At 53.8% G+C, this 23,537-nt stretch carries 23 protein-coding genes, 1 tRNA gene and 2 pseudogenes; 8 read left to right on the forward strand and 18 right to left on the reverse strand.

Annotation, left to right across the window (positions count from 1 at the left end; all coding sequences use genetic code 11):
* Positions 1 to 111: 111 nt before the first annotated feature.
* The gene (locus tag MUU47_RS05105; RefSeq protein WP_258987099.1) at positions 112 to 1,026 is read left to right on the forward strand and encodes a DMT family transporter; all 915 of its coding nucleotides are present in this window, start codon (positions 112 to 114) and stop codon (positions 1,024 to 1,026) included.
* Between the two features lie 218 nt (positions 1,027 to 1,244).
* On the opposite strand, the gene MUU47_RS05110 is transcribed toward MUU47_RS05105, so the two are convergent.
* Positions 1,245 to 1,574 (reverse strand): hypothetical protein, encoded by a 330-nt coding sequence (locus tag MUU47_RS05110; RefSeq protein WP_258987101.1) that lies wholly within the window; start codon positions 1,572 to 1,574, stop codon positions 1,245 to 1,247.
* Positions 1,575 to 1,786: 212 nt separating this feature from the next.
* Here MUU47_RS05110 and MUU47_RS23570 point away from each other — a divergent pair.
* Positions 1,787 to 2,050, forward strand: a pseudogene (locus MUU47_RS23570) (aldehyde dehydrogenase family protein); the annotation flags it as partial.
* Between the two features lie 36 nt (positions 2,051 to 2,086).
* Positions 2,087 to 2,450, forward strand: a pseudogene (locus MUU47_RS23575) (aldehyde dehydrogenase family protein); the annotation flags it as partial.
* On the opposite strand, the gene MUU47_RS05120 reads toward MUU47_RS23575, so the two are convergent.
* Positions 2,435 to 3,199 (reverse strand): alpha/beta fold hydrolase, encoded by a 765-nt coding sequence (locus MUU47_RS05120; RefSeq protein ID WP_258987102.1) that lies wholly within the window; start codon positions 3,197 to 3,199, stop codon positions 2,435 to 2,437. The pseudogene MUU47_RS23575 and the gene MUU47_RS05120 sit on opposite strands and share 16 nt — an antisense overlap.
* 71 nt (positions 3,200 to 3,270) lie before the next feature.
* Positions 3,271 to 3,444 carry a GhoT/OrtT family toxin gene (locus MUU47_RS05125; protein ID WP_110508114.1) on the reverse strand — a complete coding sequence of 58 codons (174 nt, stop codon included), beginning with the start codon at positions 3,442 to 3,444 and terminating at the stop codon, positions 3,271 to 3,273.
* 182 nt (positions 3,445 to 3,626) lie between these two features.
* On the opposite strand from MUU47_RS05125, the gene yncL reads away from it, so the two are divergent.
* Positions 3,627 to 3,719 (forward strand): stress response membrane protein YncL, encoded by a 93-nt coding sequence (yncL, locus tag MUU47_RS05130; protein WP_258987103.1) that lies wholly within the window; start codon positions 3,627 to 3,629, stop codon positions 3,717 to 3,719.
* 84 nt (positions 3,720 to 3,803) lie between these two features.
* Here yncL and MUU47_RS05135 read toward each other — a convergent pair whose 3' ends face one another.
* The 9 genes from MUU47_RS05135 to MUU47_RS05175 form a co-directional block, all read right to left on the reverse strand.
* Complete coding sequence (locus tag MUU47_RS05135) at positions 3,804 to 5,198, reverse strand: glycoside hydrolase family 1 protein (RefSeq protein ID WP_258987104.1); 1,395 nt, start codon at positions 5,196 to 5,198, stop codon at positions 3,804 to 3,806.
* 16 nt (positions 5,199 to 5,214) lie between these two features.
* A complete protein-coding gene (gene bglF / locus MUU47_RS05140) occupies positions 5,215 to 7,059 on the reverse strand; it encodes a PTS beta-glucoside transporter subunit IIABC (RefSeq protein WP_258987105.1) in 1,845 nt (614 codons plus the stop codon).
* Positions 7,060 to 7,193: 134 nt separating this feature from the next.
* Positions 7,194 to 8,036: a BglG family transcription antiterminator LicT gene (licT, locus tag MUU47_RS05145; protein ID WP_258987106.1), complete on the reverse strand. Its 843-nt coding sequence runs from the start codon at positions 8,034 to 8,036 to the stop codon at positions 7,194 to 7,196.
* A gap of 8 nt (positions 8,037 to 8,044) precedes the next feature.
* Positions 8,045 to 9,217, reverse strand: coding sequence for an alpha/beta hydrolase-fold protein (locus MUU47_RS05150; RefSeq protein ID WP_309578255.1), 1,173 nt, complete (start codon positions 9,215 to 9,217; stop codon positions 8,045 to 8,047).
* Between the two features lie 39 nt (positions 9,218 to 9,256).
* Entirely contained in the window at positions 9,257 to 10,846 is a 1,590-nt protein-coding gene (locus tag MUU47_RS05155) for a carbohydrate porin (RefSeq protein WP_258987251.1), read from the reverse strand.
* A 331-nt stretch (positions 10,847 to 11,177) separates the two neighbouring features.
* On the reverse strand, positions 11,178 to 11,426 hold the full coding sequence (locus MUU47_RS05160) for a hypothetical protein (RefSeq protein WP_258987108.1): 249 nt from the start codon (positions 11,424 to 11,426) through the stop codon (positions 11,178 to 11,180).
* A 64-nt stretch (positions 11,427 to 11,490) separates the two neighbouring features.
* The gene (locus tag MUU47_RS05165) at positions 11,491 to 12,129 is read right to left on the reverse strand and encodes a GNAT family N-acetyltransferase (protein WP_258987110.1); all 639 of its coding nucleotides are present in this window, start codon (positions 12,127 to 12,129) and stop codon (positions 11,491 to 11,493) included.
* A gap of 105 nt (positions 12,130 to 12,234) precedes the next feature.
* Positions 12,235 to 12,459 (reverse strand): hypothetical protein, encoded by a 225-nt coding sequence (locus tag MUU47_RS05170; RefSeq protein ID WP_258987112.1) that lies wholly within the window; start codon positions 12,457 to 12,459, stop codon positions 12,235 to 12,237.
* 95 nt (positions 12,460 to 12,554) lie between these two features.
* A tRNA-Ile gene (locus MUU47_RS05175) sits at positions 12,555 to 12,631 on the reverse strand.
* Positions 12,632 to 12,794: 163 nt separating this feature from the next.
* On the opposite strand from MUU47_RS05175, the gene MUU47_RS05180 reads away from it, so the two are divergent.
* Positions 12,795 to 13,637, forward strand: a complete 843-nt coding sequence (locus tag MUU47_RS05180) for an MBL fold metallo-hydrolase (RefSeq protein ID WP_258987113.1) — start codon at positions 12,795 to 12,797, stop codon at positions 13,635 to 13,637.
* 97 nt (positions 13,638 to 13,734) lie between these two features.
* Here MUU47_RS05180 and patD read toward each other — a convergent pair whose 3' ends face one another.
* The 6 genes from patD to MUU47_RS05210 all read right to left on the reverse strand — a co-directional run bounded on the left by patD (position 13,735) and on the right by MUU47_RS05210 (position 20,826).
* A complete protein-coding gene (patD, locus tag MUU47_RS05185; RefSeq protein WP_258987114.1) occupies positions 13,735 to 15,159 on the reverse strand; it encodes an aminobutyraldehyde dehydrogenase in 1,425 nt (474 codons plus the stop codon).
* Positions 15,160 to 15,180: 21 nt separating this feature from the next.
* Positions 15,181 to 15,987, reverse strand: coding sequence for an ABC transporter permease (locus MUU47_RS05190; RefSeq protein ID WP_258987115.1), 807 nt, complete (start codon positions 15,985 to 15,987; stop codon positions 15,181 to 15,183).
* Complete coding sequence (locus tag MUU47_RS05195) at positions 15,977 to 16,918, reverse strand: ABC transporter permease (protein WP_258987116.1); 942 nt, start codon at positions 16,916 to 16,918, stop codon at positions 15,977 to 15,979. Before MUU47_RS05195 ends, MUU47_RS05190 begins: the two co-directional genes overlap by 11 nt.
* Position 16,919: 1 nt before the next feature.
* Positions 16,920 to 17,933: an ABC transporter ATP-binding protein gene (locus MUU47_RS05200; RefSeq protein WP_258987117.1), complete on the reverse strand. Its 1,014-nt coding sequence runs from the start codon at positions 17,931 to 17,933 to the stop codon at positions 16,920 to 16,922.
* A gap of 17 nt (positions 17,934 to 17,950) precedes the next feature.
* A complete protein-coding gene (ydcS, locus tag MUU47_RS05205; RefSeq protein ID WP_258987118.1) occupies positions 17,951 to 19,096 on the reverse strand; it encodes a putative ABC transporter substrate-binding protein YdcS in 1,146 nt (381 codons plus the stop codon).
* A gap of 314 nt (positions 19,097 to 19,410) precedes the next feature.
* Positions 19,411 to 20,826 (reverse strand): aminotransferase-like domain-containing protein, encoded by a 1,416-nt coding sequence (locus MUU47_RS05210; protein ID WP_258987119.1) that lies wholly within the window; start codon positions 20,824 to 20,826, stop codon positions 19,411 to 19,413.
* Positions 20,827 to 20,975: 149 nt separating this feature from the next.
* On the opposite strand from MUU47_RS05210, the gene MUU47_RS05215 reads away from it, so the two are divergent.
* The 3 genes from MUU47_RS05215 to MUU47_RS05225 are packed head-to-tail and all read left to right on the forward strand — an operon-like array spanning position 20,976 to position 23,508.
* A complete protein-coding gene (locus tag MUU47_RS05215; protein ID WP_258987120.1) occupies positions 20,976 to 22,373 on the forward strand; it encodes a cytochrome ubiquinol oxidase subunit I in 1,398 nt (465 codons plus the stop codon).
* Complete coding sequence (gene cydB / locus MUU47_RS05220; protein WP_258987121.1) at positions 22,373 to 23,383, forward strand: cytochrome d ubiquinol oxidase subunit II; 1,011 nt, start codon at positions 22,373 to 22,375, stop codon at positions 23,381 to 23,383. Before MUU47_RS05215 ends, cydB begins: the two co-directional genes overlap by 1 nt.
* The gene (locus MUU47_RS05225) at positions 23,383 to 23,508 is read left to right on the forward strand and encodes a DUF2474 domain-containing protein (RefSeq protein ID WP_258987122.1); all 126 of its coding nucleotides are present in this window, start codon (positions 23,383 to 23,385) and stop codon (positions 23,506 to 23,508) included. Before cydB ends, MUU47_RS05225 begins: the two co-directional genes overlap by 1 nt.
* Positions 23,509 to 23,537 lie beyond the last annotated feature (29 nt).

A 23,537-nucleotide genomic window follows, 5' to 3' on the forward strand; every position in this document is an offset into this window, starting at 1 on the left:
TATCTTAAGTATAAAAGAAAATATTGTTTGTGTGTTTTATGACATGCTCTTAAAGTTTTTTAAATTTTCCCATGTATACAATATTATATTTTTAATAAAAGGGGTGTCGAAATGCGTACTGCAGATTATATCCGTTTAATACTACTTGCAGCTATATGGGGGGCGAGCTTTTTATTTATGCGCATTGCCGCATCTGAATTCGGTGCAATTAACACCGCTTTTTTACGGGTGTTCTTCGGGTTTCTCGGGCTCGCTTTTATCCTTTTAATTCTAAAGTCATCCGTTAAGTTCGAGGGTAAATTTAAACACTCTCTTATTTTAGGTGTAATTAATTCAGGGCTACCTTTTTTCATGTACTGTCTCGCAGCCAGATGGTTACCTGCCGGATATTCTGCCATTCTGAATGCTACTACCCCGTTAATGGGAGCGCTGACTGGATTTGCCTTTTTCGGAGAAAAACTGTCAACGCGTAAATGGGGCGGTGTGATCCTTGGGCTGATAGGCATTATGGTTATTACCACCGTCGGAGAATCACGTTCCAACGATGAAACGATAGCAGGTGTGGTGGCCTGCCTTATGGCTACCGGATGTTATGGTGTGGCTGGTTTTCTGACCCGGAGCTGGATCTTAAATAAGGGAGGGCTGGATCCAAAAACCGTTGCCTTTGGTAGCCAGATTGGAGCCACTCTGTTCTTACTGCCTTTCTTTATCTGGAGCACCACAACCGGCCCTTCAATTGACTGGCTTCAGGGAGAGGTGTGGGCGAGTATACTGGCTGTCGGGATTATTTGTACTGCCTTTGCCTATATACTGTATTTTCGCCTTATTGCTGATATTGGCCCGCTGCGCACTCTCACAGTCACCTTTTTGATCCCCCCGTTTGCCGTGCTCTGGGGCTATCTGGCGTTGGGTGAGACCATTAATGAAGGGTTTATTATCGGCGCGCTCATTGTGTGTGTTTCAGTGTGGCTGGTAGTCACTCCGGGAAAAAATACCGCTGCCATGAAAAGCGAAGTGACAAAATAAGAGTATAGCTGACGACAATGTTCCGGGAGCGGGTATCGATAAAGTCTATGGTGCAGCAGACAACTGGAACAAGTGGCCAAATTCAGCAAACCACTTCAATTCCGCTGGCTTATGCTGCACTCCTTATCACAAATTTTAATTTTACGGACCGACCCTAATAACAAAACGCACAATGCATTAGGCACTGCGGGGTGAAAGAATGACGTTAACTGCAGGTATTAATTGCAAATATACGGCGTGTTATTTTCGAAAAGCACTGGCCTGTACCCTGCTCTTACTGCAAACATCACGTTAGATCCCCCGGAGGCCTGCTTATAGACGCCGACCTTAAAATCGTCATTGGCATCACGGGTGGATTGCAGCTCTAAGTAGGTGTTATTGACTCTTAGGGTCTTCGGGAAAAGCGTGACATCGATCTGGTATGTCGTTCCATCATTTGAAGCACAGGAGAGCATTGACCCGCTTGATTCGGCAAAAACGCCTGCGATACCCGACACAGGAATTCCTGCCATCACCACGCCTAACACCAGTATTGTTCTAAATTTCACAAAACCCTCCTTAAAAGAAAACCGTGCAATCTACAGGGATTAATGGGTTCGTTATGGGCTTTTAATGCTTAACTCCCTGTTAAAATAAAGTGTGCGATTAACGCCCGGCATCTGGCCTTCTCTCCACCACTCTCTACACTCATTTCGTCAACCAGATCAACGAGGTAAGCATGACTGTCATCTGTCCCCTGTTTATTGCCGGTAAGTCGGTGATGGCTGAAAACCAGCGCACCTTTGAACGGCATAATCCTGTTAACGATGCCGTTGCCAGTCGGGCGGCGGCGGCCAGCGTCAATGATGCTGTCCGGGCTGCAGACGCAGCCGCCAAAGCGTTTCTTACATGGCGCGACACCACGCCTGCGCTTCGCCGCAGTCTTCTGCTAAACGCTACCGATGAACTGGAAAAACGCAGCGAGCAGTTCGTGACCGTGATGGCGGCTGAAACCGGTGCGACGCCGCACTGGGCGGGCTTTAACGTCCATCTGGGCGCAGAGGTACTGCGTGAAGCCGCCACGCTGATTGACGGCGACACCCGTGAAATGCGCCTGTGGCGCCGAAGAATCCTTTGGGCCGGTGAAAGCTATTATTCCCGCCAGTGGCGACGCGGAATTGTTGGCTATCGCCAATGAGAGCGAGTACGGCCTTTCTTCCGCGGTCTACAGCCGTGATACCGCCAGAGCGTGGAACGTGGCGCAGAATCTGCAATCCGGCATCTGCCACATTAATGGCCCCACTGTTCACGACGAGGCACAAATGCCGTTTGGCGGCTGCAAATCTTCTGGCTATGGCCGTTTCGGTGGCCGCGCGGGCATTCATGAATTCACTGAACTGCGCTGGATAACACTGCAAACCACGCCGCGTCAACTGCCCTTCTGAGCAAAAATTTGCCCTAATACCGCCGCCAGCGCAGACGGATTTTCCCAGGACATGGAGTGTCCTGCTTCAGGCACAATATGCAGCGGGATCCCGGCGTTGACTACCGCAGCTGCATCGTCATCCGGTAATGAGCGTTCACCGAATATCAACGCCCGTTCGCAGCCAAGGGCAAGAAAGCGCGCCATCCACGAGGGCGACACGCCTTCGACCAGGCTTTTTGCCCCGCGCCACATTGCCCAGGGCGCGACATTTTGCAGACATCCTCTCCAGGGTGTTTTGTCATTGGCGAGGATCCTTTCATAGCTCCGGGCAACAAATTCTGATTCGGGTTCCGCGACAACCAGTCGACTGTAGAAGCCACCGCCAGACTGAAAATTAGGCTCAGAGACGGCTAATGTGTGCAGATGCTGCCCTAACCGCTCCGCCACTTCAATCGCGATGCTGCCGCCCATGCTATGGCCGTAGAGATCAAGTTGGCTCAGACCCAGGGAATCAATGACTTCCATCACCACCGCTGCTTGCTGAGTGGTAGAAAAATCGAAGTCATGGGGTTTATCGCTGTAGCCGCTGCCGGGCAAATCAATCAGGATTGTGCGTCGTTCGCGCAATGCGGGTTCGGTAACGATGCGCGGATACTCATAGGAAGAGGCGCACCCTAAGCCGTGGATAAACACTACCGGGATGCCGTTGCCGGGAAAATCGTGCCAGCGCACGGTGGCGCCAGCAATAACAGAACTGAGACTGTGCATGGGTTGCTCCCTCTCTTATTGACTGTATTTTTATACAGTATCAATAAAGAAATGGCGAGCCCCGGTCCGGATCAGAACATCGATAACAACAGTGCGACCGGAAAGCTAAACGGCCAGGTGGCACCAATCAACACGGTGGCAATCAGGCGGATACGCTTGCTCTCTTTGGTGAGAAACCACGTGATGAAGGCGCTGATGGAAGCCATTACGGCGTAGAAAATCAGCATGTGCTGGTAAAGCGTCATGGGAAAAACCGATCCGTATCAAAAAAATTCGCGCGCAATATGCCATTTTTTTTGACGTGTATCAAATTTTTACATTTCACTTCGACTGACCGCCCAGGTTATGTAAAAACAGACTTTGTCTGATTGCGAACCCTCTGGCTGACGACTATATCAATAGAGGCCGATAAAAAGAGGAAGGCGTTATGGAAGTGTCGAGCAGAACCGTGTTCCTGATTAATCTCTTTGCAGCCGTTGCCCTTATTAGCCTGTTGTCGATTCGCTTTGGCTGGCTTTAAAGATGCACAAATGACGGAGTAACAGCAAAGTCAGAGAGTTAATCCCGGTCACTTAATGGTGACCGGCATTATTTTAAGGGCCCGTTAGCGTTTTAAGCTGCTGCCACGCGAGGCAATGACGTCCTTATACCAGTAAAAACTTTTCTTCCGCGAACGCGCCAGTGTGCCGTTGCCTTGATCGTCACGATCCACGTAGATAAAGCCATACCGCTTGGAAAGCTCTGCTTTCGAGGCACTGACCAGATCGATGGGTCCCCAGCAGGTGTATCCCAGCACGTTCACGCCGTCTTCAATCGCTTCCCTGACCTGCACTAAATGATCGTTGAGATAGCTGATGCGATAGTCATCGTTCACGGTACCGTCGGCGTCAGGTTTATCTTTCGCGCCCAATCCGTTTTCGACGATGAACAATGGCTTCTGATACCGATCCCACAGCATATTCAGCAGCACGCGCAGGCCAACCGGATCAATCTGCCAGCCCCATTCGGAGGCCGGTAAATGAGGGTTGGGGATCATGCTGAGGATATTGCCGCGCGCCTTAGCATTCACTTCTTCATCAGCGCTGACGCAGCCGGTCATGTAGTAGCTGAAGGAAATAAAATCGACGGTGCTTTTCAGCGCCTGCCTGTCGCTGTCGCTCATATCAATTTCGATGTTGTTATCGCGGAAATAGCGCAGCATGTAGCCCGGATATTCACCACGACATTGCACATCACCAAAGAACAACCATTGCCTGTTTTCCTGGAGGGTTTCCAGCACGTCCGTTGGCTTACAGGTCAGCGGATACATCAATCCACCGAGCAGCATATTGCCCACTTTCGCGTCCGGTATGAGCTCATGACAGGCTTTGACCGCCAGGGCACTGGCCACTAGCTGATGATGAATGGCCTGATAAATCTCGGCTTTGATGCTGTTTCCCGCAAGGCCAACACCGGTCATTGGCGCATGAAGCGACATGTTGATTTCGTTAAAGGTCAGCCACAGTTTTACTTTGTTTTTGAAGCGGGTGAACACCGTGCGGGCGTAGCGTTCAAAGAACGTGATAACCTCGCGATTTCCCCAGCCACCGTGATTTTTCACTAACCCCCACGGCATTTCGTAGTGAGACAACGTAACCATTGGAGTAATGTTGTGCTTCGCCAGTTCATCGAACAACTTGTCGTAATAGGCTAGCCCGGCTTCGTTGGGCTGCTGTTCATCGCCATTAGGGAAGATACGCGTCCACGCAATCGACACCCGCAGGCAACTGAAGCCCATTTCGGCGAACAAGGCGATATCGTCGGGATAGCGGTGATAAAAATCGATGGCGACATCTTTGATGCCCATATCGCCAGACTTCCGTTCGCTGATTTCGCCAAACACACCGTGCGGCTGAACATCAGACGTAGAGATGCCCTTTCCGTCCTCCAGCCATGCGCCTTCGACCTGGTTTGCAGCCACTGCGCCGCCCCACAAAAACGTTTCAGGAAATGCTTTCATCTGATTCTCCTTTGATTTAACGAGTGACCGTTAAAAACGGCATCCCGCCCTGGATGGTGTGCTGGTCTGAGGCCTGAACAACAGCGGAGTAATCTTCACTGTTGCTGATGATAACCGGCGTAGCGAGATCGTATCCCGCATCAAGAATAGCCTGCCGATCAAACTCGATCAGCAGATCGCCGGGTTTAATTTTGTCACCTATTTTGACGTGTGCGATGAAGTACTGTCCGTCGAGTTTGACGGTGTCGATGCCGATGTGAATCAGCACTTCGATACCGCTTTCACTGAGTAAACCGATGGCGTGACGAGTCTGGAACAATGACGCCACTTCACCGTGGAACGGGGCGATAACCTGACCCGTTAGCGGGATAATCGCCGCGCCCTGGCCAAGTAAACCGCTGGCAAAGGTGGCATCCGGCACCTGGTCCATCGCAAGAACCGTACCGCTCATCGGCGCCAGAATGTCGTTCTCACCGGCCACAGTGCCGGCAATCGTTTCTTGTCCATCCTTACGCGGCAGACCTGAAACCAGGGTCATCACGCAGGCTAACACCATCGATACCGCCGTCCCGATAATTGCACCCCACACGGTAAAATCCACCCCGTTCGGCGGAATAATCTGCGCAAAGGTGAAGACGCTGACCAAGCCGAAAGAGTAGACACTGGAGTGACAGAACCCGATGATTGCGCCTCCCACTGCTCCACCGATGCAGCCAAAAATGAAAGGTCGACGGCCAGGCAAGGTAACGCCATACACGGCCGGTTCGGTGATGCCGAAAATACCGGCAGTCACTGCCGACCCAGCCAGCACTTTCATTTTCTTTTCCCGTGTGCGCAGGAGCACACCGAGCGTCGCCCCAACCTGTCCCATAACTGCAGGCAGCAGCAGCGGCGCTAAGGTGTCATGTCCGAGCACGCTGAGGTTGTTGATCATCAGCGGCACCAACCCCCAGTGCAGGCCAAAGATCACGCACACCTGCCAGATGCCGCCCATGACGGCCCCCGCCAGCCACGGCATGAAGGCATAAATCGCCTGATATCCCTGCGCCAGCACCTGACTCAACCAGATGGCCGCCGGACCAATTAGCAAGAACGTCAGCGGCACGGTGAGGACTAAACAAAACAGCGGCGTGAAGAAATTGCGCACTGCGGAGTGGAAAACCTGGTTAAAGCGTTTCTCCAGCCAGCAGCTGACCCACGCGGCAAAAATAATCGGGATAACCGAGGCACTGTAATTGATGAACGTAATTGGGATGCCGAGGAAATGCTCAGTGACAGCACTCGCCTGAAAGGCCTGAATAACAACCGGGTGTGTCAGCGCCCCCCCTATCGCCATGGTCAGGAAAGGACTGCCACCAAATTTTTTGCCTGCGGTGTAACCGAGTACCAACGGGAAGAAGTAAAACAGGCTATCGCTGGCGGCGAACCACAGCGTGTAGGTACCGCTGTTTTGGGTCAGCCAGCCACACACTACCGCCAGCGCCATCAGCCCTTTAAGTATCCCCGATGCGGCCATTACACCCAGGAACGGCGTGAAGATGCCGGATATAACATCTATAAGCTGGTTGAGCAGATTCGTTTTTCCCACGGTTGACGCTGCTACGGTTTCGTCAGTGATCCCTGCTTCGGCACAAACCGCGTTATAGACATCGTGTACGTGGTTACCGATAACCACCTGAAACTGCCCGCCGCTTTCCACCACCATGATGACGCCAGGATTTTTTTTCAGCGCATCCGCGTTGGCCCGCTTACCGTCTTTCAGTTTGAAACGTAAACGCGTGGCACAGTGAACCAGATTGACGATATTCTCCCTTCCACCTACCTGGGCCAGAATATCCCGCGCAATCTCTTGATATTGCATGATACTTTCCTTTCACCATTCGCCCGTCGGGCGTTATGTAGCCTGAGTTATATACAAAAAAACCTGACCTCAGCCACTCAACACAGAGGACCGATAGTCAGGTTTTGCCTGCCGAAGCAGTAACAATCCTTTTTTTAAGAAAGCGTGAGGCTCTCTTTACGCACTCGCTCAATATGAATGGCGAGGAACATAACTTCTTCCGTAGTCAGTTCGCGCTGATATTCGTTGACCAGGTGGCGACTTATTTTCTCCGCACAACGCCAGGCTCGCGGGTAGTTGTCTTTGACCGCCGTATGCAGCGTGGCGTCATCGTCTGCTACCACCGTGTGGTTCAGCATGCGTTGAGCAAAAAATTTCAGGTGCGTAACGAAACGCTGGTAGCTCAGCGCCTCTTCGTTGTAGTCCAGCGTCAGTTGGTATTTCACTATCTGCAAAATTTCCTGCATGACGCGCGTTACGTGCATCACTTCCGGCATTTCGCTGTTGAGCTGGGCGGTGACCAAATGTAGCGCAATAAACCCGGCCTCATCTTCTGCCAGCCGCACTCCGAGGCGTGTTTCAATGGTATCCAGCGCCTGTTGCCCTATTGAAAACTCTTTCGGATACAATCGCTTGATTTCCCATAACAGCACATTGCGCAGTGCCACGCCTTTCTGATGCCGCTCGAGGGCAAAATGGCAGTGGTCAGTCAGCGTGATGTACAGACTATCCTGCAATTTGCCAAGCCGCGCGCGTGACTGCTCAATAATCCGGTCACAGGTGGTCATCACCTCCAGCGGGATCTGACTCAGTAAATCGCCCAGACGTGCCACCAACTCATCACTTTGCAGGGCGAACACTTTCTCGATTTTGCGTGTATCCAGCGCATCACCGATCTGTTTCTGGAAACCCAATCCGCGGCCCATCACCACCTGCTCGCGCTGGTTTTCATCCAGAATGACCACCACGTTGTTATTGAGTATTTTGGCTACCTTCATTGCTGCCCCTACTGCGGCTCGCGATTGAAAATGTGCTGTACAAATTCACTGTACGCGGGCCGCCAGACATCCATTTCATGGCCGAGGCCCGGATAATTTTTATAGGTAAACCTCACACCACGCTGCTCAAATTCGCTTTTCAACCCGGCGACGTCTTTACCCGTCACCCCATCTTTTTCACCAACCACCAGCGTAATATTCTGCAGTTGTTTATTGATAGCCTGCGGCTGCATTAACAGCCGGGATACGGCTTCATTGGGTACCGAAACGGTGCTCACGCCGCTAAACATCCCCAGCCAACCGAAGCTGTCAATATGACTCATGCCTGAAACCAGCACCTGATATCCGCCCTGAGAAAGTCCCGCCAACGCCCTGCCTGCACTGTCTTTGCGCACATTGAAACGATTGCCGATAAGCGGAATGATATCCTCCATCAGCTCTTTATCCGCTGCCGCGGCATTCGCAGGATAAAAATCTTTGCGCGTATTCACTGGGGCAAAATTCTCCGGTACTGCCTGCTTAATGTCAGTTTCAGTATCCGGCACCACCACCAGCATCGGCTTGATTTTGCCTTCGGCTAACAGATTGTCCATGATTTGCGGGATGCGTCCCTGTGTAATCGCAGACAGGCCAGTATCGCCAAAGCCGTGATAAAAATAGAGCACCGGAAGCGGTTCGCCGTCCGGCTTATAGCCCGGCGGCGTCCAGACATAAACCTGCCGCTCTGACTGCAACGCACTTGAAGGGTAAGTGATTGTATGCAGTTCGCCATGTGGAACGGCGCGTTGGTCTAAAATCCCGCCGGGAACCAGTATCAGGCTAGTATTCACCTGCCGCTGAGGTTTAGGGAAGCGGCTGCCAGTGTCGATGGTTCGAAAACTATCAACGTCAAAAAAGTATTCGTATAGGTTTGGTTTAAGCTGCCCGCTGCGCCACGACCAGACGCCGTTTGCGTCACGAGACATCTCATGGGATACCTGGCTATCAGGGGTGCTGCCTGTCACTACTGCGACCCGCTTTGCGTGCGGCGCATACAGACGCCAGGTCACAGAGTTGTCACTATTAAGGCCGGTAATATACTGACTGGCAGGCACATTTACCGGGGCGGAGGCTGGCAGATCGACCGCCTGAACGGCCGGAGTACCCAGTATGCTAAGCACTAATAGAGATAAATAACGCATTTTTAAGTTCATCCTTGTTTCCTTTATGTTGAAGGTGGGTTACCACCAGATTTCAGCCTGCGCACCCACGGCTAACTGATCGTTTTTTTCATCCGCAAAACTAAAGTTATCGAGTTCGTTATTCAGCTCATGTATATAAGTGGCGTAGAAACGAATCTCTGGGCGAGACGTTAGCATACTGGTATCCACTTTAAATGCGTGGTAGAGCGTAGTTTTATAACCTGCTTCGGTGAACGCATCGCCAAATTGATTCTTGTTTTTCTGATTGAAATAGCCGACTTCAATACCGGTCTGATTAAACTTGCTCCAGATATACGCTGGCCTGACAACCACTCTCACACTTTCGAAATCGGTATGTGATCCAGTTTCATAGCTGTAAACATCTTCACCACGAGAATACACCAGTGCATTCGCCACAATGATATCGCCGCGCAAATAAGCCTCACCCTGCGAGACAACACGTAATGCTGTACCTCCGGTATGCTCACCGTAATACCGTCCATTGAAAGAGGTGTACGGACTTGAACCGGAGTAACGCGCGAAACTACTGGCCAATGAATTATTTGCTACCAGAATACTAAATTCATTAAAACCACCGCGGTCGAATTTTTGTTTTAGCGCAGCACCAAACATCCAGGTGTCTTTCCACTGATAATAACCGTTCTGATCTTCATTATTATGTTGATGGTCGCTTTGATTTGCCATGGCATAGCGCCCATTAACCATCAATTCTGCATTATCCCATAATGGGATTGATTTATACCGCATATCGATTGTATTAATATTGAGTTGCTGCGACTGACTGAGATCCTGATTATAACCGTCGATATCTTCACGAATTAACGCAACATCCAGCATACCGCGACCCAGTTTCATATTCTGTACGCCTAATCCACCGCCGCCGTCGGTTCGCTGCGTTTTCCAGTCCAGCATCTGTATTTCATACATGGGTAACTGGTGCTTACCTACCCAGAATTCCGCGTCCGGCGCGAAAGGTAAGAAGCCCTTGGTATTGACATACAGGTCTGAAAACTGAAGGAAATTTTCGTTATACGCGTTATCGCCAAACCATCCGGCAGAATATTGTTGCCCTACGTTGCCATCGAGTTGCACCACCGCATGAACCGTTTTTCCCCCTTCGTTGTAAACGCGCTGCGAAATCTGTAAATCGAACCAGTTACTGTATTCGTTCCCCAGACGGCCCAATGAACCAATCGCCCAGGACTTGGGTGAGCCTTGCGAACTCGTTCCCCATCCCGAACGGAAATAGCCACTGTAGTTAAAACCAATATCTTCCTTAACAAATTTACTTAAATCTTTCATCGTGATTGCCGCTATTTGTGAACTTGCGTTCGCTGACGCATCACTCGATACCGGCGCAGTGGATGTCACAATAACTTCATCAGGACGTGTAGTTTGCCTGGACAACTCATTGATGGAGGAAATATTTTTTCGACTATCCTCTTCTTGTTTCAACTTATAATATTGCAGTTCTTTTTTTGTATCGCGTAAATCCTTTTCAAGCAATTCCATGCGTTGCTCTAAAGATAATTGCGTTGCGCTTTGTACCCATGTCGGAAACGCCATTGGTGCTAATAACACCGTGGTTAAGAGACAGTGTCTGCCAATATCCATATAAAAACCCCAAAGATAATAATACTTTTAAAAGGCAATAGTTATCCACAGCGTAAAAAACACACACGCCGCTGACTGCATTTAGTTGAATGAGTAATTACCTGGTATTAAAAACAAAAAAACCTGACATTCCTCGTTTGAGAAAGTCAGGTTTTGCCTGCCGTAGCAGTAACAATCCAATCATATTTGCGTAGCGATAATAATCATTGCGTTGTAAATCACAATGATTATTTAAATAGTCTGTGATCTTCCTCTTATTTTGTTTCGTTCTGTTACCAACGACATTCCGGAAAATCATTATCATCAGACAGTTTTTAGCTAAAACTCACTCCGCCGGCGATTTCACCTTCGCCGCATTCACGTTGAATGCCGCCTGCAACGCTGCCGCGTTATCGTAGTTACTCGGATCGTACTGCGGCAACGGATTAACCTTCTCGTAATCCCACTCCGCCGCGGTACAGGCCGCTTCAGAACCGCCCTTCTTTTCGCACGCCGCGATGCGGTGCGCCGGTGAATTTGTACAACCACTTAAAAAAGCCAGCGCGGCAAAGGCGCAAATAAACAATTTCTTCATGACAACGTAAGATTATAACCAGGATGAGAAAGCTAACGATCCTCGCATACCTGTCTGAAGGCTGTCAAAACCCGATTAGTCTGGAATTGTGCGAGCGAAGCATCTCCTGGCGGTTGCGCTGCCACTCTTCCGCTTTCAACACGTAGAACAGACTCGGCTCCGCATTGGCGACGTCATTCACCTGCCCACGCAGCGCCAGTCCGGCTTTCACCAGCACCCGCTGCGAGGCCAAATGGTTGGCGCGCACCACCGCGGTGACTTTTTCCAGCGCACGTTCGTCGAACGCATAGTCAAGAATGCGGAAGCAAAACTCGGTTGCCAGCCCTTTGCCCCAGGCCTCCGTCGCAAAACGGTAGCCCAAATTGTAGGTCAACTCGTTGCCCAGCGGACGCACGCTGATCCCGCCGAAGCCAATCAGTTCCTGCGGTTGCAGTCGGTCATAGATAGCCATTTCACCAATGTCATGTTTCTGCCAACCGTCGAGCCACTGCGCGAGCCGCGTTCTGGCAAACGTCAGGTCGGGATAAGGGCCTGCAGGATTGAAGGTGTTGGTGGCGGGATCGCCGTAAATGCGAAAGAGGCAATCGGCGTCATCAGGGCGCACCGGGCGCAGGATCAGCCGTTCAGAATAAAGAAATTGCGTGTCGATTGTCTTACCGCTCCATGACAGGGACGCCAGCCGCGAAAAACCCAAAGCTGACATTAGGTACCCTGAATTATGGACAGTTTTCGCTTTTTTGCCTGGCGTTTATTGGTGAAATGGGCAAAAGAAAAGCCGCCACAGGCGGCTTAGCACAATTAGGAGGACTTACTCAGCGCCTTCCAGCGCATCCTGGATGGCGTCCGCTAAGGAAGCCACTTCCTGCGCCACGTTGCGCAGGTCCATCTGGCTACGAATGCCAGAATTTGCGGTGGAAGCAGAAACCGACGCTTTCGAAATTTCTAACGCTGCCTGAACGGCCAGCAGACGTTTTCTGTTTTCTGATGCATCCGGGCCGGTGGTGTCATCGAGATCAAAATAGCCTTCTAACATCGCTCTCTCCTTAAGGGTGTATGAATCGTGTTTTTGAATTGATTGTCAGGAGCAGGATACTGAAAACCCCGGCAGAAGCCAGAGTAAAAGGAAATTGGACCGCCACCGAGGCCTCGAACCTCGTACACTACAACATAAATGTCATTTGCTCTTCCAGCTGAGCTAGTGGCGGTTTGGGCTGCAAATACTACGCTCCAATCGTTAGCATTACAATTATTAGGGCTAATATTACAGAGGATTCAGGTCATTCACCGCCGTGATAGGCCGTGAAATATTCTCAATTTCGTAGGCATGAGGCGGCGTGTAAGATGATGAAAAATCAACGGGAGAACGCAATGTCCGGCTCTGAATTAGCTTCACGTCATATTGGTGATTTTCAGGTAACCGCCCTGAGCGACGGCAACATGGCCGCCAGCCTGGAGCTGTTGTCCGGCATCGACAGCGCCATCGCGGGCGACATTCAGCGCGAAGCCGGGATAACCGACGCCGGGAATATCCACATTCACGGCTACCTTATTCGCGGACACGGCCACACCGTGCTGGTGGATTCCGGCACCGGCGGACTTAACAACTCAGGAGGAATGCTGCAAAACTCGCTCGCCGCGGTTGGCGTCAGTCCTGAAGATATCGACACTGTGCTGTTGACGCACGGCCATCCCGACCACATCGGCGGCCTGCTGGACGCGCAGGGTCTTCCGGTCTTCACCCAGGCCGAGGTTTATCTTCATCCGCTGGAAATCGAACACTGGCTCGATGACAATAAATATCAGCAGGCCAGCGAACGTGCCCAGCGCAACTTTGCCCTGTTCCGTCGCACGCTGGATGCCTACGCGCAGCGGATAAACGTCCTCGGCGACGATACCGTCGTGCGCGGCATTACCCCCATCTGGCTGCCTGGCCATACGCCGGGTCACACCGGCTTTCGCATTGATTCGCGCGAGAAAAGCCTACTGATTTGGGGAGATATCGTGCATTTCCCGCATATTCAGACCGCGATCCCCGCCGTTTCCATTGCTTTTGATACCGACCCCGTGCAGGCAGAAGCCACCCGCAAAAAGCTGTTCGAGCAGGTCGCAAAGGAAAATCTACTGATTGCCGGTATGCATCTGGGCAAACCCGGCTTTGCGCATCTGGTTGAGGCGAAGGATGGGTATCGGATTGTGTATCTGGAAGAGTAACGATGAATGCGAGTTTGCCCGGCGGCGCTAACGCTTGCCGGGCCTACGGACCGTGAAATTGTAGGCCCAATAAGCGCCAGCGCCATCGGGCACGGATTTAGTGCTTAATCATGATGTGCCGGACCAGAGTGTAATCTTCCAGCCCGTAGACCGACATGTCTTTGCCGTAGCCGGACAATTTCTGTCCGCCATGTGGCATTTCGCTGACCAGCATAAAGTGGGTGTTGACCCAGGTGCAGCCATATTGCAGGCGCGCGCTCATGCGGTGTGCGCGGCCCACGTCTTTGGTCCACACCGATGACGCCAGGCCGTATTGCGAATCGTTGGCCCAGCCCAGCACCTGCTCTTCGTCATCAAACTCGGTGACGCTGACCACCGGGCCGAACACTTCGCGTTGCACGATATCGTCTTCCTGCTTCGCACCCGCCAATACGGTCGGCTGGAAGTGATAGCCTTTGCCCGGGGCTTTTTCGCCGCCGGTGACGACCTTGATGTGGCTCAGGCTGCGGGCTTTCTCCACCGCCTGGCTGACGCGGTCCAGATGCGCTTTAGAACTCAGCGGCCCGAGTTCAGTGGACTCATCGTTCGGACAGCCCATTTTCAGCGTGGAAACCGCCGCGCCGAGTTTTTCGACCAGTGCGGCATAAACGCCCTTCTGCACGTACAGGCGACACGCGGCGGTACAGTCCTGTCCGGCGTTGTAGAAACCGAAGGTGCGCACGCCTTCCACCACCGAATCCAGATCCGCATCGTCAAATACGATAACCGGTGCTTTACCGCCCAGCTCCATGTGGGTACGTTTGATTGACGGTGCGGTGTGGGAAATGATGTGCTCGCCGGTGGCGATCGAACCGGTAAGCGACACCATGCGTACTTTTTCGTGGCCGGTCAGCGGGTCGCCGACGGTTTTTCCGCGCCCGAACAACACGTTAATCACGCCCGCCGGGAAGATATCTTTCGCCAGTTCCGCCAGTTTCAACGCCGTCAGTGGTGTGATTTCAGACGGTTTGATAACGACGCAGTTCCCCGCCGCCAGCGCCGGAGCGAGTTTCCACGCGGCCATCATCAGCGGATAGTTCCACGGCACAATTGAGGCTACTACGCCCACCGGGTCACGGCGGATCATCGAGGTGTGCCCTTCCAGATATTCCCCCGCCGCCAGCCCGTTCAGGCAACGCGCCGCACCCGCAAAGAAGCGGAACACGTCGACCACCGCAGGCAGTTCATCGTTGATAACACAGTGCAGCGGTTTGCCGCAGTTGAGGGATTCAAGTTTCGCCAAATCTTCGGCGTTTTGTTCAATCACATCCGCCAGTTTCAGCAGGCATTCGGCGCGCGTTTTCGGCGTGGTTTGACCCCATTGGGAAAACGCCCGATCGGCGGCCTGCACCGCGTCATCGACTTGCGCCGCCGTGGCTTCGGCAATTTCCAGAATGATTTCGCCCGTCGCCGGGTTGTATACCGGCTGCATTTCCCCGGTACCTGCGACCAGTTCACCGTTAATCAATAAGTTGTGTTGCATATCCCGCTCCGTACTTTTCAATTATTTACCGCTACCGGCGACCGTTTCGCCATCGCGGGTCAGCCACCAGGCACCCAAAATCGGAAGCATTGTTACCAGCATGACCAGCAGCGCGACCACGTTAGTCACCGGCACATCGCGCGGTCGACCTAACTGGTTCAGTAGCCACAGCGGCAGTGTGCGCTCGTGGCCTGCGGTAAAGATGGTGACAATGATTTCATCAAACGACAGCGCAAACGCCAGCATTCCTCCCGCCAGCAGCGCCGAACCGAGATTCGGCAGCACGACGTAGCGGAAGGTTTGCCAGGTGCTCGCACCTAAATCCATCGACGCTTCCACCAGGCTCCAAGAGGTGCGGCGAAAGCGTGCGATCACGTTGTTAAAGACCACCACCACGCAAAACGTGGCATGCCCAATGACTATTGTTAAAAAACCCGGTTCAAGGTTGATGGCCTTGAATGCCGTCAACAGCGCCAGCCCGGTGATGATCCCCGGCAGCGCAATCGGTAATAACAGCAGCAGCGAAATCGCGTTTTTGCCGAAAAACTCACTGCGCCATAACGCCGCTGCAGCAAGCGTGCCAAGCACCAGCGCGATGGTTGTTGAGAGTACCGCGATTTGAAGTGACAACGTCACCGAATCCAGAATATCCCCGCGGCCTGCTGCCACGCTGAACCAGTGCAGCGTCAGGCCTTTCGGTGGAAAGCTGAACGCGGCATCTTCGGTATTGAAAGCATAGATGGCGATGATGGCGAGTGGGAAATGCAGGAAAATAACCCCGCCCCAGGCCGCCAGTTTCAGGAACCACGGTGCTCTTTCAGAGTGCATCGAATGCTCCCAGACGTTTCACGAACGCCAGATAGAGGGCGATTAACACAATCGGCACGATGGTGAACGCCGCCGCCATTGGCATGTTGCCGATCGCCCCCTGCTGCGCGTACACCATGTTGCCGATGAAATACCCCGGCGGGCCGACCAGCTGCGGCACGATGAAATCACCGAGCGTAAGCGAGAAGGTAAAAATCGACCCCGCGGCGATCCCCGGAATCGCCAGCGGTAAAACCACATAACGGAACGTCTGGCGCGGATAGGCCCCTAAATCCGCCGATGCCTGTAACAGCGACGGGGGTAAACGCTCAAGCGCGGCCTGAACCGGCAAGATCATGAACGGCAGCCAGATGTAGACGAACACCAGAAAGCGGCCAAAGCCAGACGTCGACAGCGTGTTGCCGCCGACTGCGGGCAGCAGCAGAAATTCGTTGAGCAGCCCTTCCAGCCCCATGTGACCCAGAAACCACTGTGCCACGCCATCTTTCGCCAGCAGCAGCGTCCAGGCGTAGGCTTTGACGATGTAACTCGCCCACATCGGCAGCATCACCGCGATGTAAAAGAAGGCTTTCCATTTGCCACGGGTGTAGCGCGCCATATACCACGCCATCGGAAACGCCAAAATCGCGCTGGCGATGGTGACGGAAATTGCCATCACCAGCGTGCGCACGATGATGTCGTAGTTGGCCGGGTTAAACAGTGCTTTAAGATTGGCGAGCGTCAGGTCCGGCGTCACCGACATGGTGAAGTCGTCGAAGGTGTAGAAACCCTGCCACAGCAAGGTCAGCAGCGAGCCGAGATACACCACGCCGAACCACATCAGCGGCCCGAGCAGCAGCAAAAACAGTGCCAGCGACGGTTTTCGCCAGAATAAGCCTGACAGCCGACTGGCGCGGTTGGCGGAAGGTAACGGGGCAATGCTCATGGTCATCTCACCTCCCTCCGTCCAGCGGGACCATGGCCTCCCTCGACCACGATGCCAGCACGTTCTGGCCCGGTGTCGGGCCATCAGGCACGCTGCCGCCGCTGAAATTGCCCTGACTCACCAGCAGCTTTTCACCGCCAGATAACCGAATTTCATAGCGTGTCGCCGCGCCCTGATACTGCACCGCCTGCACCACGCCGTTGACCTGAATATCGCCGCCCGTATCAAGACGAATATGCTCCGGGCGCAGCGACCATTGCCCGGTCATGCCGCACAGTTTCAACGTTTGCGCGGAATCAAACACGTTTGAGGTGCCGACGAAACTGGCGACGAACGGCGTGCGCGGGCGCAGATACAGCTCGCGCGGTGTGTCGACCTGCTCGATGCGACCATTGTTAAACACCGCCACGCGGTCAGACATCGACAGCGCTTCGCCCTGGTCGTGGGTGACGAAAATAAAGGTGATACCTAAATCCTGTTGCAGTTTTTTCAGCTCGAACTGCATCTGTTCACGTAGTTTGAGATCCAGCGCGCCCAGCGGTTCATCAAGCAGCAGCACGCGTGGCTGATTGACCAGCGCCCGGGCAATGGCCACGCGCTGACGCTGGCCACCGGAAAGCTGAGACGGTTTACGGGTGTGAACAAAACCGAGCGCTACTTTTTCCAGCGCTTCCTGCGCCATCGTGTGACGCTGTTTTTTGCCGATGCCTTTTACCATCAGCCCGTAGGCGACGTTATCGAGAATCGACATGTGCGGAAACAGTGCGTAGTCCTGGAACACGGTGTTGACGTCGCGCTGCCACGGGGGCAGAACGCTGGCTTCTTTACCGAATATTTTGATGGCGCCGCCGGAAAGCTGTTCGAACCCGGCGATCAGCCGCAGGCAAGTGGTTTTGCCGGAGCCTGACGGCCCCAGCATTGAAAAAAACTCCCCATCCTCGATGGCGATACTGACGCCATCCACCGCACGAACATCACCGTACAGTCGCGAGACATCCTGAAATTCAACTGCGTACGTCATGCTCAAACTCCCGGGCGTTAACGACCACCCATAATGGCGATGTAATCTTGCGTCCAGCGGCTGTAAGGCACGTACTTACCGCCTTCGGCGCCAGGTGTTTTCCAGAAAGCGATTTTGTCGAAGAAGGTATAGCCGTTCGTTTCACAGCCTTTTTCGCCGAGCAGCGTGCTGGCTTTACAGCCTTCCGGCACCACTGGCAGCGAGCCGAACCAGGCGGATACGTCGCCCTGCACTTTTGGCGTCAAGGACCAGTTCATCCATTTGTAGGCACAGACCGGGTGTTTGGCTTCGGCGTGCAACATGGTGGTGTCAGCCCAGCCGGTGACGCCCTCCTTCGGGAACACGGTCGCAATCGGCTGGTTATCCGCTTTCAGACCGTTAGCCTGATACGGCCAGGAACTCGACGCCACCACGCCTTCGTTTTTGAAGTCGCTCATTTGCACGGTCGCATCGTGCCAGTAGCGGTGAATCAACGCGTGCTGATCGCGCAACACTTTCAGCACCGCGGCGTACTGGGTTTCGGTAAGCTGATATGGGTCAGAAATGCCGAGCTGCGGCTGGGTGGCCTTCACGAACAGCGCGGCATCAGCGATGTAAATCGGGCCGTCGTAGGCCTGCACGCGTCCTTTGTTGGTTTTACCGTCCGGCAGATTTTGTTCGACGAACACCACTTTCCAGCTATCCGGCGGCGTCGGGAAAGTGTTGGTGTTGTACATCAGCAGGTTTGGGCCCCACTGATACGGCGTGCCGTAAACTTTTCCGTCAACGTTAAACCAGGCGCCTTTTTCCAGGCGCGGATCAAGGGTTTTCCAGTTAGGAATGAGCGCGGTGTTAATCGGCTGAACGCGTTTACCCATGATCAGACGCAGCGAGGCATCGCCCGACGCGGTGACAAGGTCATAGCCACCTTTGGCCATCAGGCTGACCATTTCGTCAGAGGTGGCGGCGGTTTTGACGTTTACCGCGCAGCCGGTGTCTTTTTCAAACTGAGTCACCCAGTCGTAGTTTTTATCGCTCTGGCCGCGTTCGACGTAGCCCGGCCAGGCAATAATATCGAGCCGACCTTCTGCTTTACCCAGCGTGGTCGGTGGTTCGGCGGCGTGTGCTGTCATGATAGTCATACCCAGCGCGCACAGGCTGCTGCGGGCAAATTGCTTGCTCATCGTGTTTTACTCCTGTCGGAATTAATCAGGCGGCAGCCGTGCCGTAAAAATATGTCCCCTAATAACCGTAGACGGCGGAATGCACGGCGACCTGCCCGCGCCGGGAATTTTCACCAGGTTGTGACAAAGGGCGCATTACGCTGAAAAGTCAGCGATATATCTGAACTAAATGCAGTATAGACAAGGTGTTAAGGCATGAGGCGAGGTATGCGTATTTCCTATGGCGCGAAAAGAAAATAACCCGATGGTTATTTATCAAATATTTGTCGGGTTATTTTCATTCCGAGAAAAAGGTATTCAGGAAATAAGAATGGCTACTCGTTAAGCATTTCAATAATAAGCTGGCCGAGTTTTTTTACGCCCTGCTCTTCGCGATCGCTCCAGCCCCAGGCAGTGTTAAAGCGGAAGAACGACGCCCAGCTGTCAGTGGTTGAAAACATCTTGCCCGGCGCAATGCTGATTTTGTGTGCCAGTGCCCGAGCGCCAAGCTCTCCGGCGTCGAGACCGTCGGGCAGTTCCAGCCATAAAAAGTAGCCGCTGTCATTATGGTGGATTTTTACTTCGGCGGGTAAATGGCGCAGCAACGCCTGCCACGCCTGATGCTTGCGCTCCGCCAGCTGACGACGCAGACGGCGAAGATGGGCGTCATAGCGCTTGGTACCGAGATAATCGACCAGCGCCATTTGCATCGGCGAACTGGTCGACAGCGTGCTCATCAGCTGCAAATGCTGGATGCGCTGCGCGTGTTTGCCCGCCGCCACCCAGCCGATGCGAAAGCCAGGCACCAGGCATTTTGAAAATGAACTGCAGTGCAGCGTCATATCATCGCGATCCCAGGCTTTCGCCGGAAGCGGTTTATCGCGGCCAAACCACAGTTCGCTGTAGACGTCGTCCTCAATCAGCACCACGTTATGCGCGCTGAGCAGCGCGACCAGCTGCGCTTTTTTCTCCGGACTTAAGGTGAATCCGAGCGGATTCTGGCTGTTGGTCATCAGCCAACAGGCTTTCACCGGATACTCTTTCAGCGCCTGTTTCAGGGCCGCCATGTCGATGCCCTCTTTCACGTCTGACGCCACCGACAGCGCTTTTAAACGCAAGCGTTCCAGCGCCTGGAGCGCGCCATAGAAACAGGGGTTTTCGACGATGACCCAGTCGCCTGGCTCCGTCACCGCCTGCAGGCTGAGGTTCAACGCCTCGAGGGCACCGGCGGTAATTACAATTTCATCCGGGGAAATGTTCATCCCCTGCAACGCATAACGGCGTGCGATGGCGTGACGCAGTTCGGTATTCCCCGGCGGCAGATTTTCAATCACGCTCATGGCGGTGGCGGTTTTGCTCACCTGCGCCAGGGAACGATTGAGCTGCTGGAGCGGAAACAGTCGCGGATCGGGAAACGCCGAGGCAAACGGCAGCACCGCCGCATCGCGACTGGCCTGCAGAACGCCGAAAATATAGGTATTAATGTCCACCGCTTCATCGCGCATTACCTGTGCAGGCGGCGTGGCTTTCAGCTGTTTCACCGGACGCGGCGCGACGTAATAACCGGACTGCGGTCGGGCAATGATTCGGCCCTGACTTTCCAGCAGTTGATAAGCATGACCGACCGTCATAAAGCTCATGCCGCTGATGGTGACCTGCTCGCGCAGGGACGGCAGACGATCGCCCGGTTGCCATACGCCAAGGCCAATCTGTTCGGTTATTTGCTGCGCCAGGCGCTGGTATTTTTTCATTGTCGATTTCGCCGCCAGTTTCATAACAGTAACAAAAAATATCATGATTTACGTAACTGTTATAGATAAATAAGCCTCGACTGTTTCTGCTACTCCAGAGCCGTAATCCTTACCATGACTGCGATCGCTGTTTTATGTCGAGGTTGTCCATGTTTGGTCTTGATGCTTTCCACCTGGCGCGGATTCAGTTCGCGTTCACCGTCTCTTTTCACATTATCTTTCCGGCCATTACCATCGGGCTTGCCAGCTATCTGGCGGTACTTGAAGGGTTGTGGCTGAAAACCAAAAAACCGATCTGGCGCTCACTGTGGGCATTCTGGTCGAAAATTTTCGCCGTTAACTTTGGCATGGGCGTGGTTTCCGGGCTGGTGATGGCCTATCAGTTCGGCACCAACTGGAGCGGATTCTCGCAGTTCGCGGGCAGCATTACCGGCCCGCTGCTGACCTACGAAGTGCTGACTGCCTTCTTCCTCGAAGCCGGTTTTCTCGGCGTGATGCTGTTCGGCTGGAATAAAGTCGGCCCGGGCCTGCACTTTTTCGCCACCTGCATGGTGGCGCTGGGCACGTTGATGTCGACGTTTTGGATCCTGGCGTCGAACAGCTGGATGCAAACCCCACAGGGCTTTGAAATCGTCAATGGCCAGGTGGTGCCGGTCGACTGGTTCGCGGTGGTGTTTAACCCGTCGTTCCCGTATCGCCTGCTGCACATGACCATTGCGGCGTTTCTCAGCAGTGCGCTGTTCGTCGGCGCATCTGCCGCCTGGCATTTGCTGAAAGGTAATAACACGCCCGCTATTCGCGCGATGTTTTCCATGGCGCTGTGGATGACGCTGATTGTCGCGCCGATTCAGGCGATGGTTGGCGATATGCACGGCCTGAATACGTTGAAGCATCAGCCGGCGAAAATCGCCGCCATCGAAGGACACTGGGAAAATGTGCCGGGTGAACCGACGCCGCTGCTGATTTTCGGCTGGCCCGATATGCAACAGGAACGCACCCGCTACGGCCTGGAAATCCCGGCGCTCGGCAGCCTGATCCTGACGCACAGTCTCGATAAACAGGTCCCGGCGCTGAAAGAGTTTGCCAAAGAAGACAGGCCCAATTCGACCATCGTGTTCTGGTCATTCCGCGTGATGGCCGGGCTCGGGGTGCTGATGCTGCTGCTCGGCGGGCTGTCGCTGTGGTTGCGTAAAGGCAAACGCCTGTATACCAGCAAGCCGTTCCTGCGGTTTGCGCTGTGGATGGGGCCGTCCGGGCTGATTGCGATTCTGGCAGGCTGGGTGACGACCGAAGTTGGCCGTCAGCCATGGGTGGTGTACGGCCTGCAACGCACCAAAGACGCGGTCTCGGCGCACGGTGATTTGCATATGAGCGTTAGCCTGCTGGCGTTCTTTATCGTCTATTCGTCGGTATTTGGTGTGGGCTACAGCTACATGATTCGGCTGATCCGCAAAGGGCCGAAAGTCTGGGAGCCCGACTCCCACGGCACACCGGCTCGCCCACTTTCTGCTGCAATCGACGGTTATCAACATAAGGAGACCCGCTAATGGGCATCGACTTATCGGTTATCTGGTTTGTGATCATCGTTTTCGCCACCCTGATGTATATCGTGATGGACGGCTTTGATTTGGGCATCGGCATTCTGTTTCCGTTCGTGCGCGGTATCGACGAGCGCGACGTGATGGTCAACAGCGTCGCCCCGGTGTGGGACGGGAACGAAACCTGGCTGGTGCTCGGCGGTGCTGCGTTGTTCGGCGCATTTCCGCTGGCCTATGCGGTTATCATTGACGCCTTAACCATCCCGCTGACGTTAATGCTGATCGGCCTTATTTTTCGCGGCGTGGCCTTTGAATTTCGCTTCAACGCCACGCCCTCACATCGCCCGTTCTGGGACCGCGCTTTTCTGGGCGGCTCGATTCTCGCCACGTTCTGTCAGGGTGTGGTGGTTGGCGCGGTGCTGAACGGTTTTCCCGTTCACAACCGGGCGTTTGCCGGAGGCGCGTTCGACTGGCTGACACCGTTCACCCTGTTCTGTGGCGTCGGTCTGGTGGTGGCTTATGCCCTGCTCGGCGCGACGTGGCTAGTGATGAAAAGTGAGTCTCCACTACAGGGCAAGATGCGGCGCGTTTCGCAGGGATTAACGCTGACGATGCTGGCGGTGATAGCCGTTATCAGCCTGTGGACGCCGCTGGCGCACCCGGCCATTGCCGATCGCTGGTTCAGCCTGCCGAACCTGTGGTATCTGCTGCCGGTGCCGGGTCTGACGCTGATTGTGGCCTTTGGGCTATGGCGTACACTTGGGAACCTGGCGTGTCATGCTGCGCCGTTTTTACTGACGCTGGGGCTGATTTTCTTAGGCTTTAGCGGGTTGGGTGTCAGTATCTGGCCGAATCTTATTCCGCCGGATATCAGCCTGTGGCAAGCCGCTGCGCCGCCGCAAAGTCAGGGCTTCATGCTGGTTGGTGCCCTGATTATCATCCCGATAATCCTGGTGTATACCTTCTGGAGTTATTACGTGTTTCGCGGAAAAGTGCAGACTGGCGAGGGGTATCACTGATGCAACAACCCTTGTACAAACAGCTGTTCTGGATGGTGATTTTGTGGGGCGGCAGCATACTGGCGCTGGCAGCCGTAGGAATGTTTTTCCGACTGCTGATGAGTGCGGCGGGTTTTAAATCCTGAATATATTGCCCGGCGGCGCTTGCGCTTGC

This window comes from Scandinavium hiltneri (assembly GCF_024764835.1).
GTDB classification, from domain to species: domain Bacteria; phylum Pseudomonadota; class Gammaproteobacteria; order Enterobacterales; family Enterobacteriaceae; genus Scandinavium; species Scandinavium hiltneri.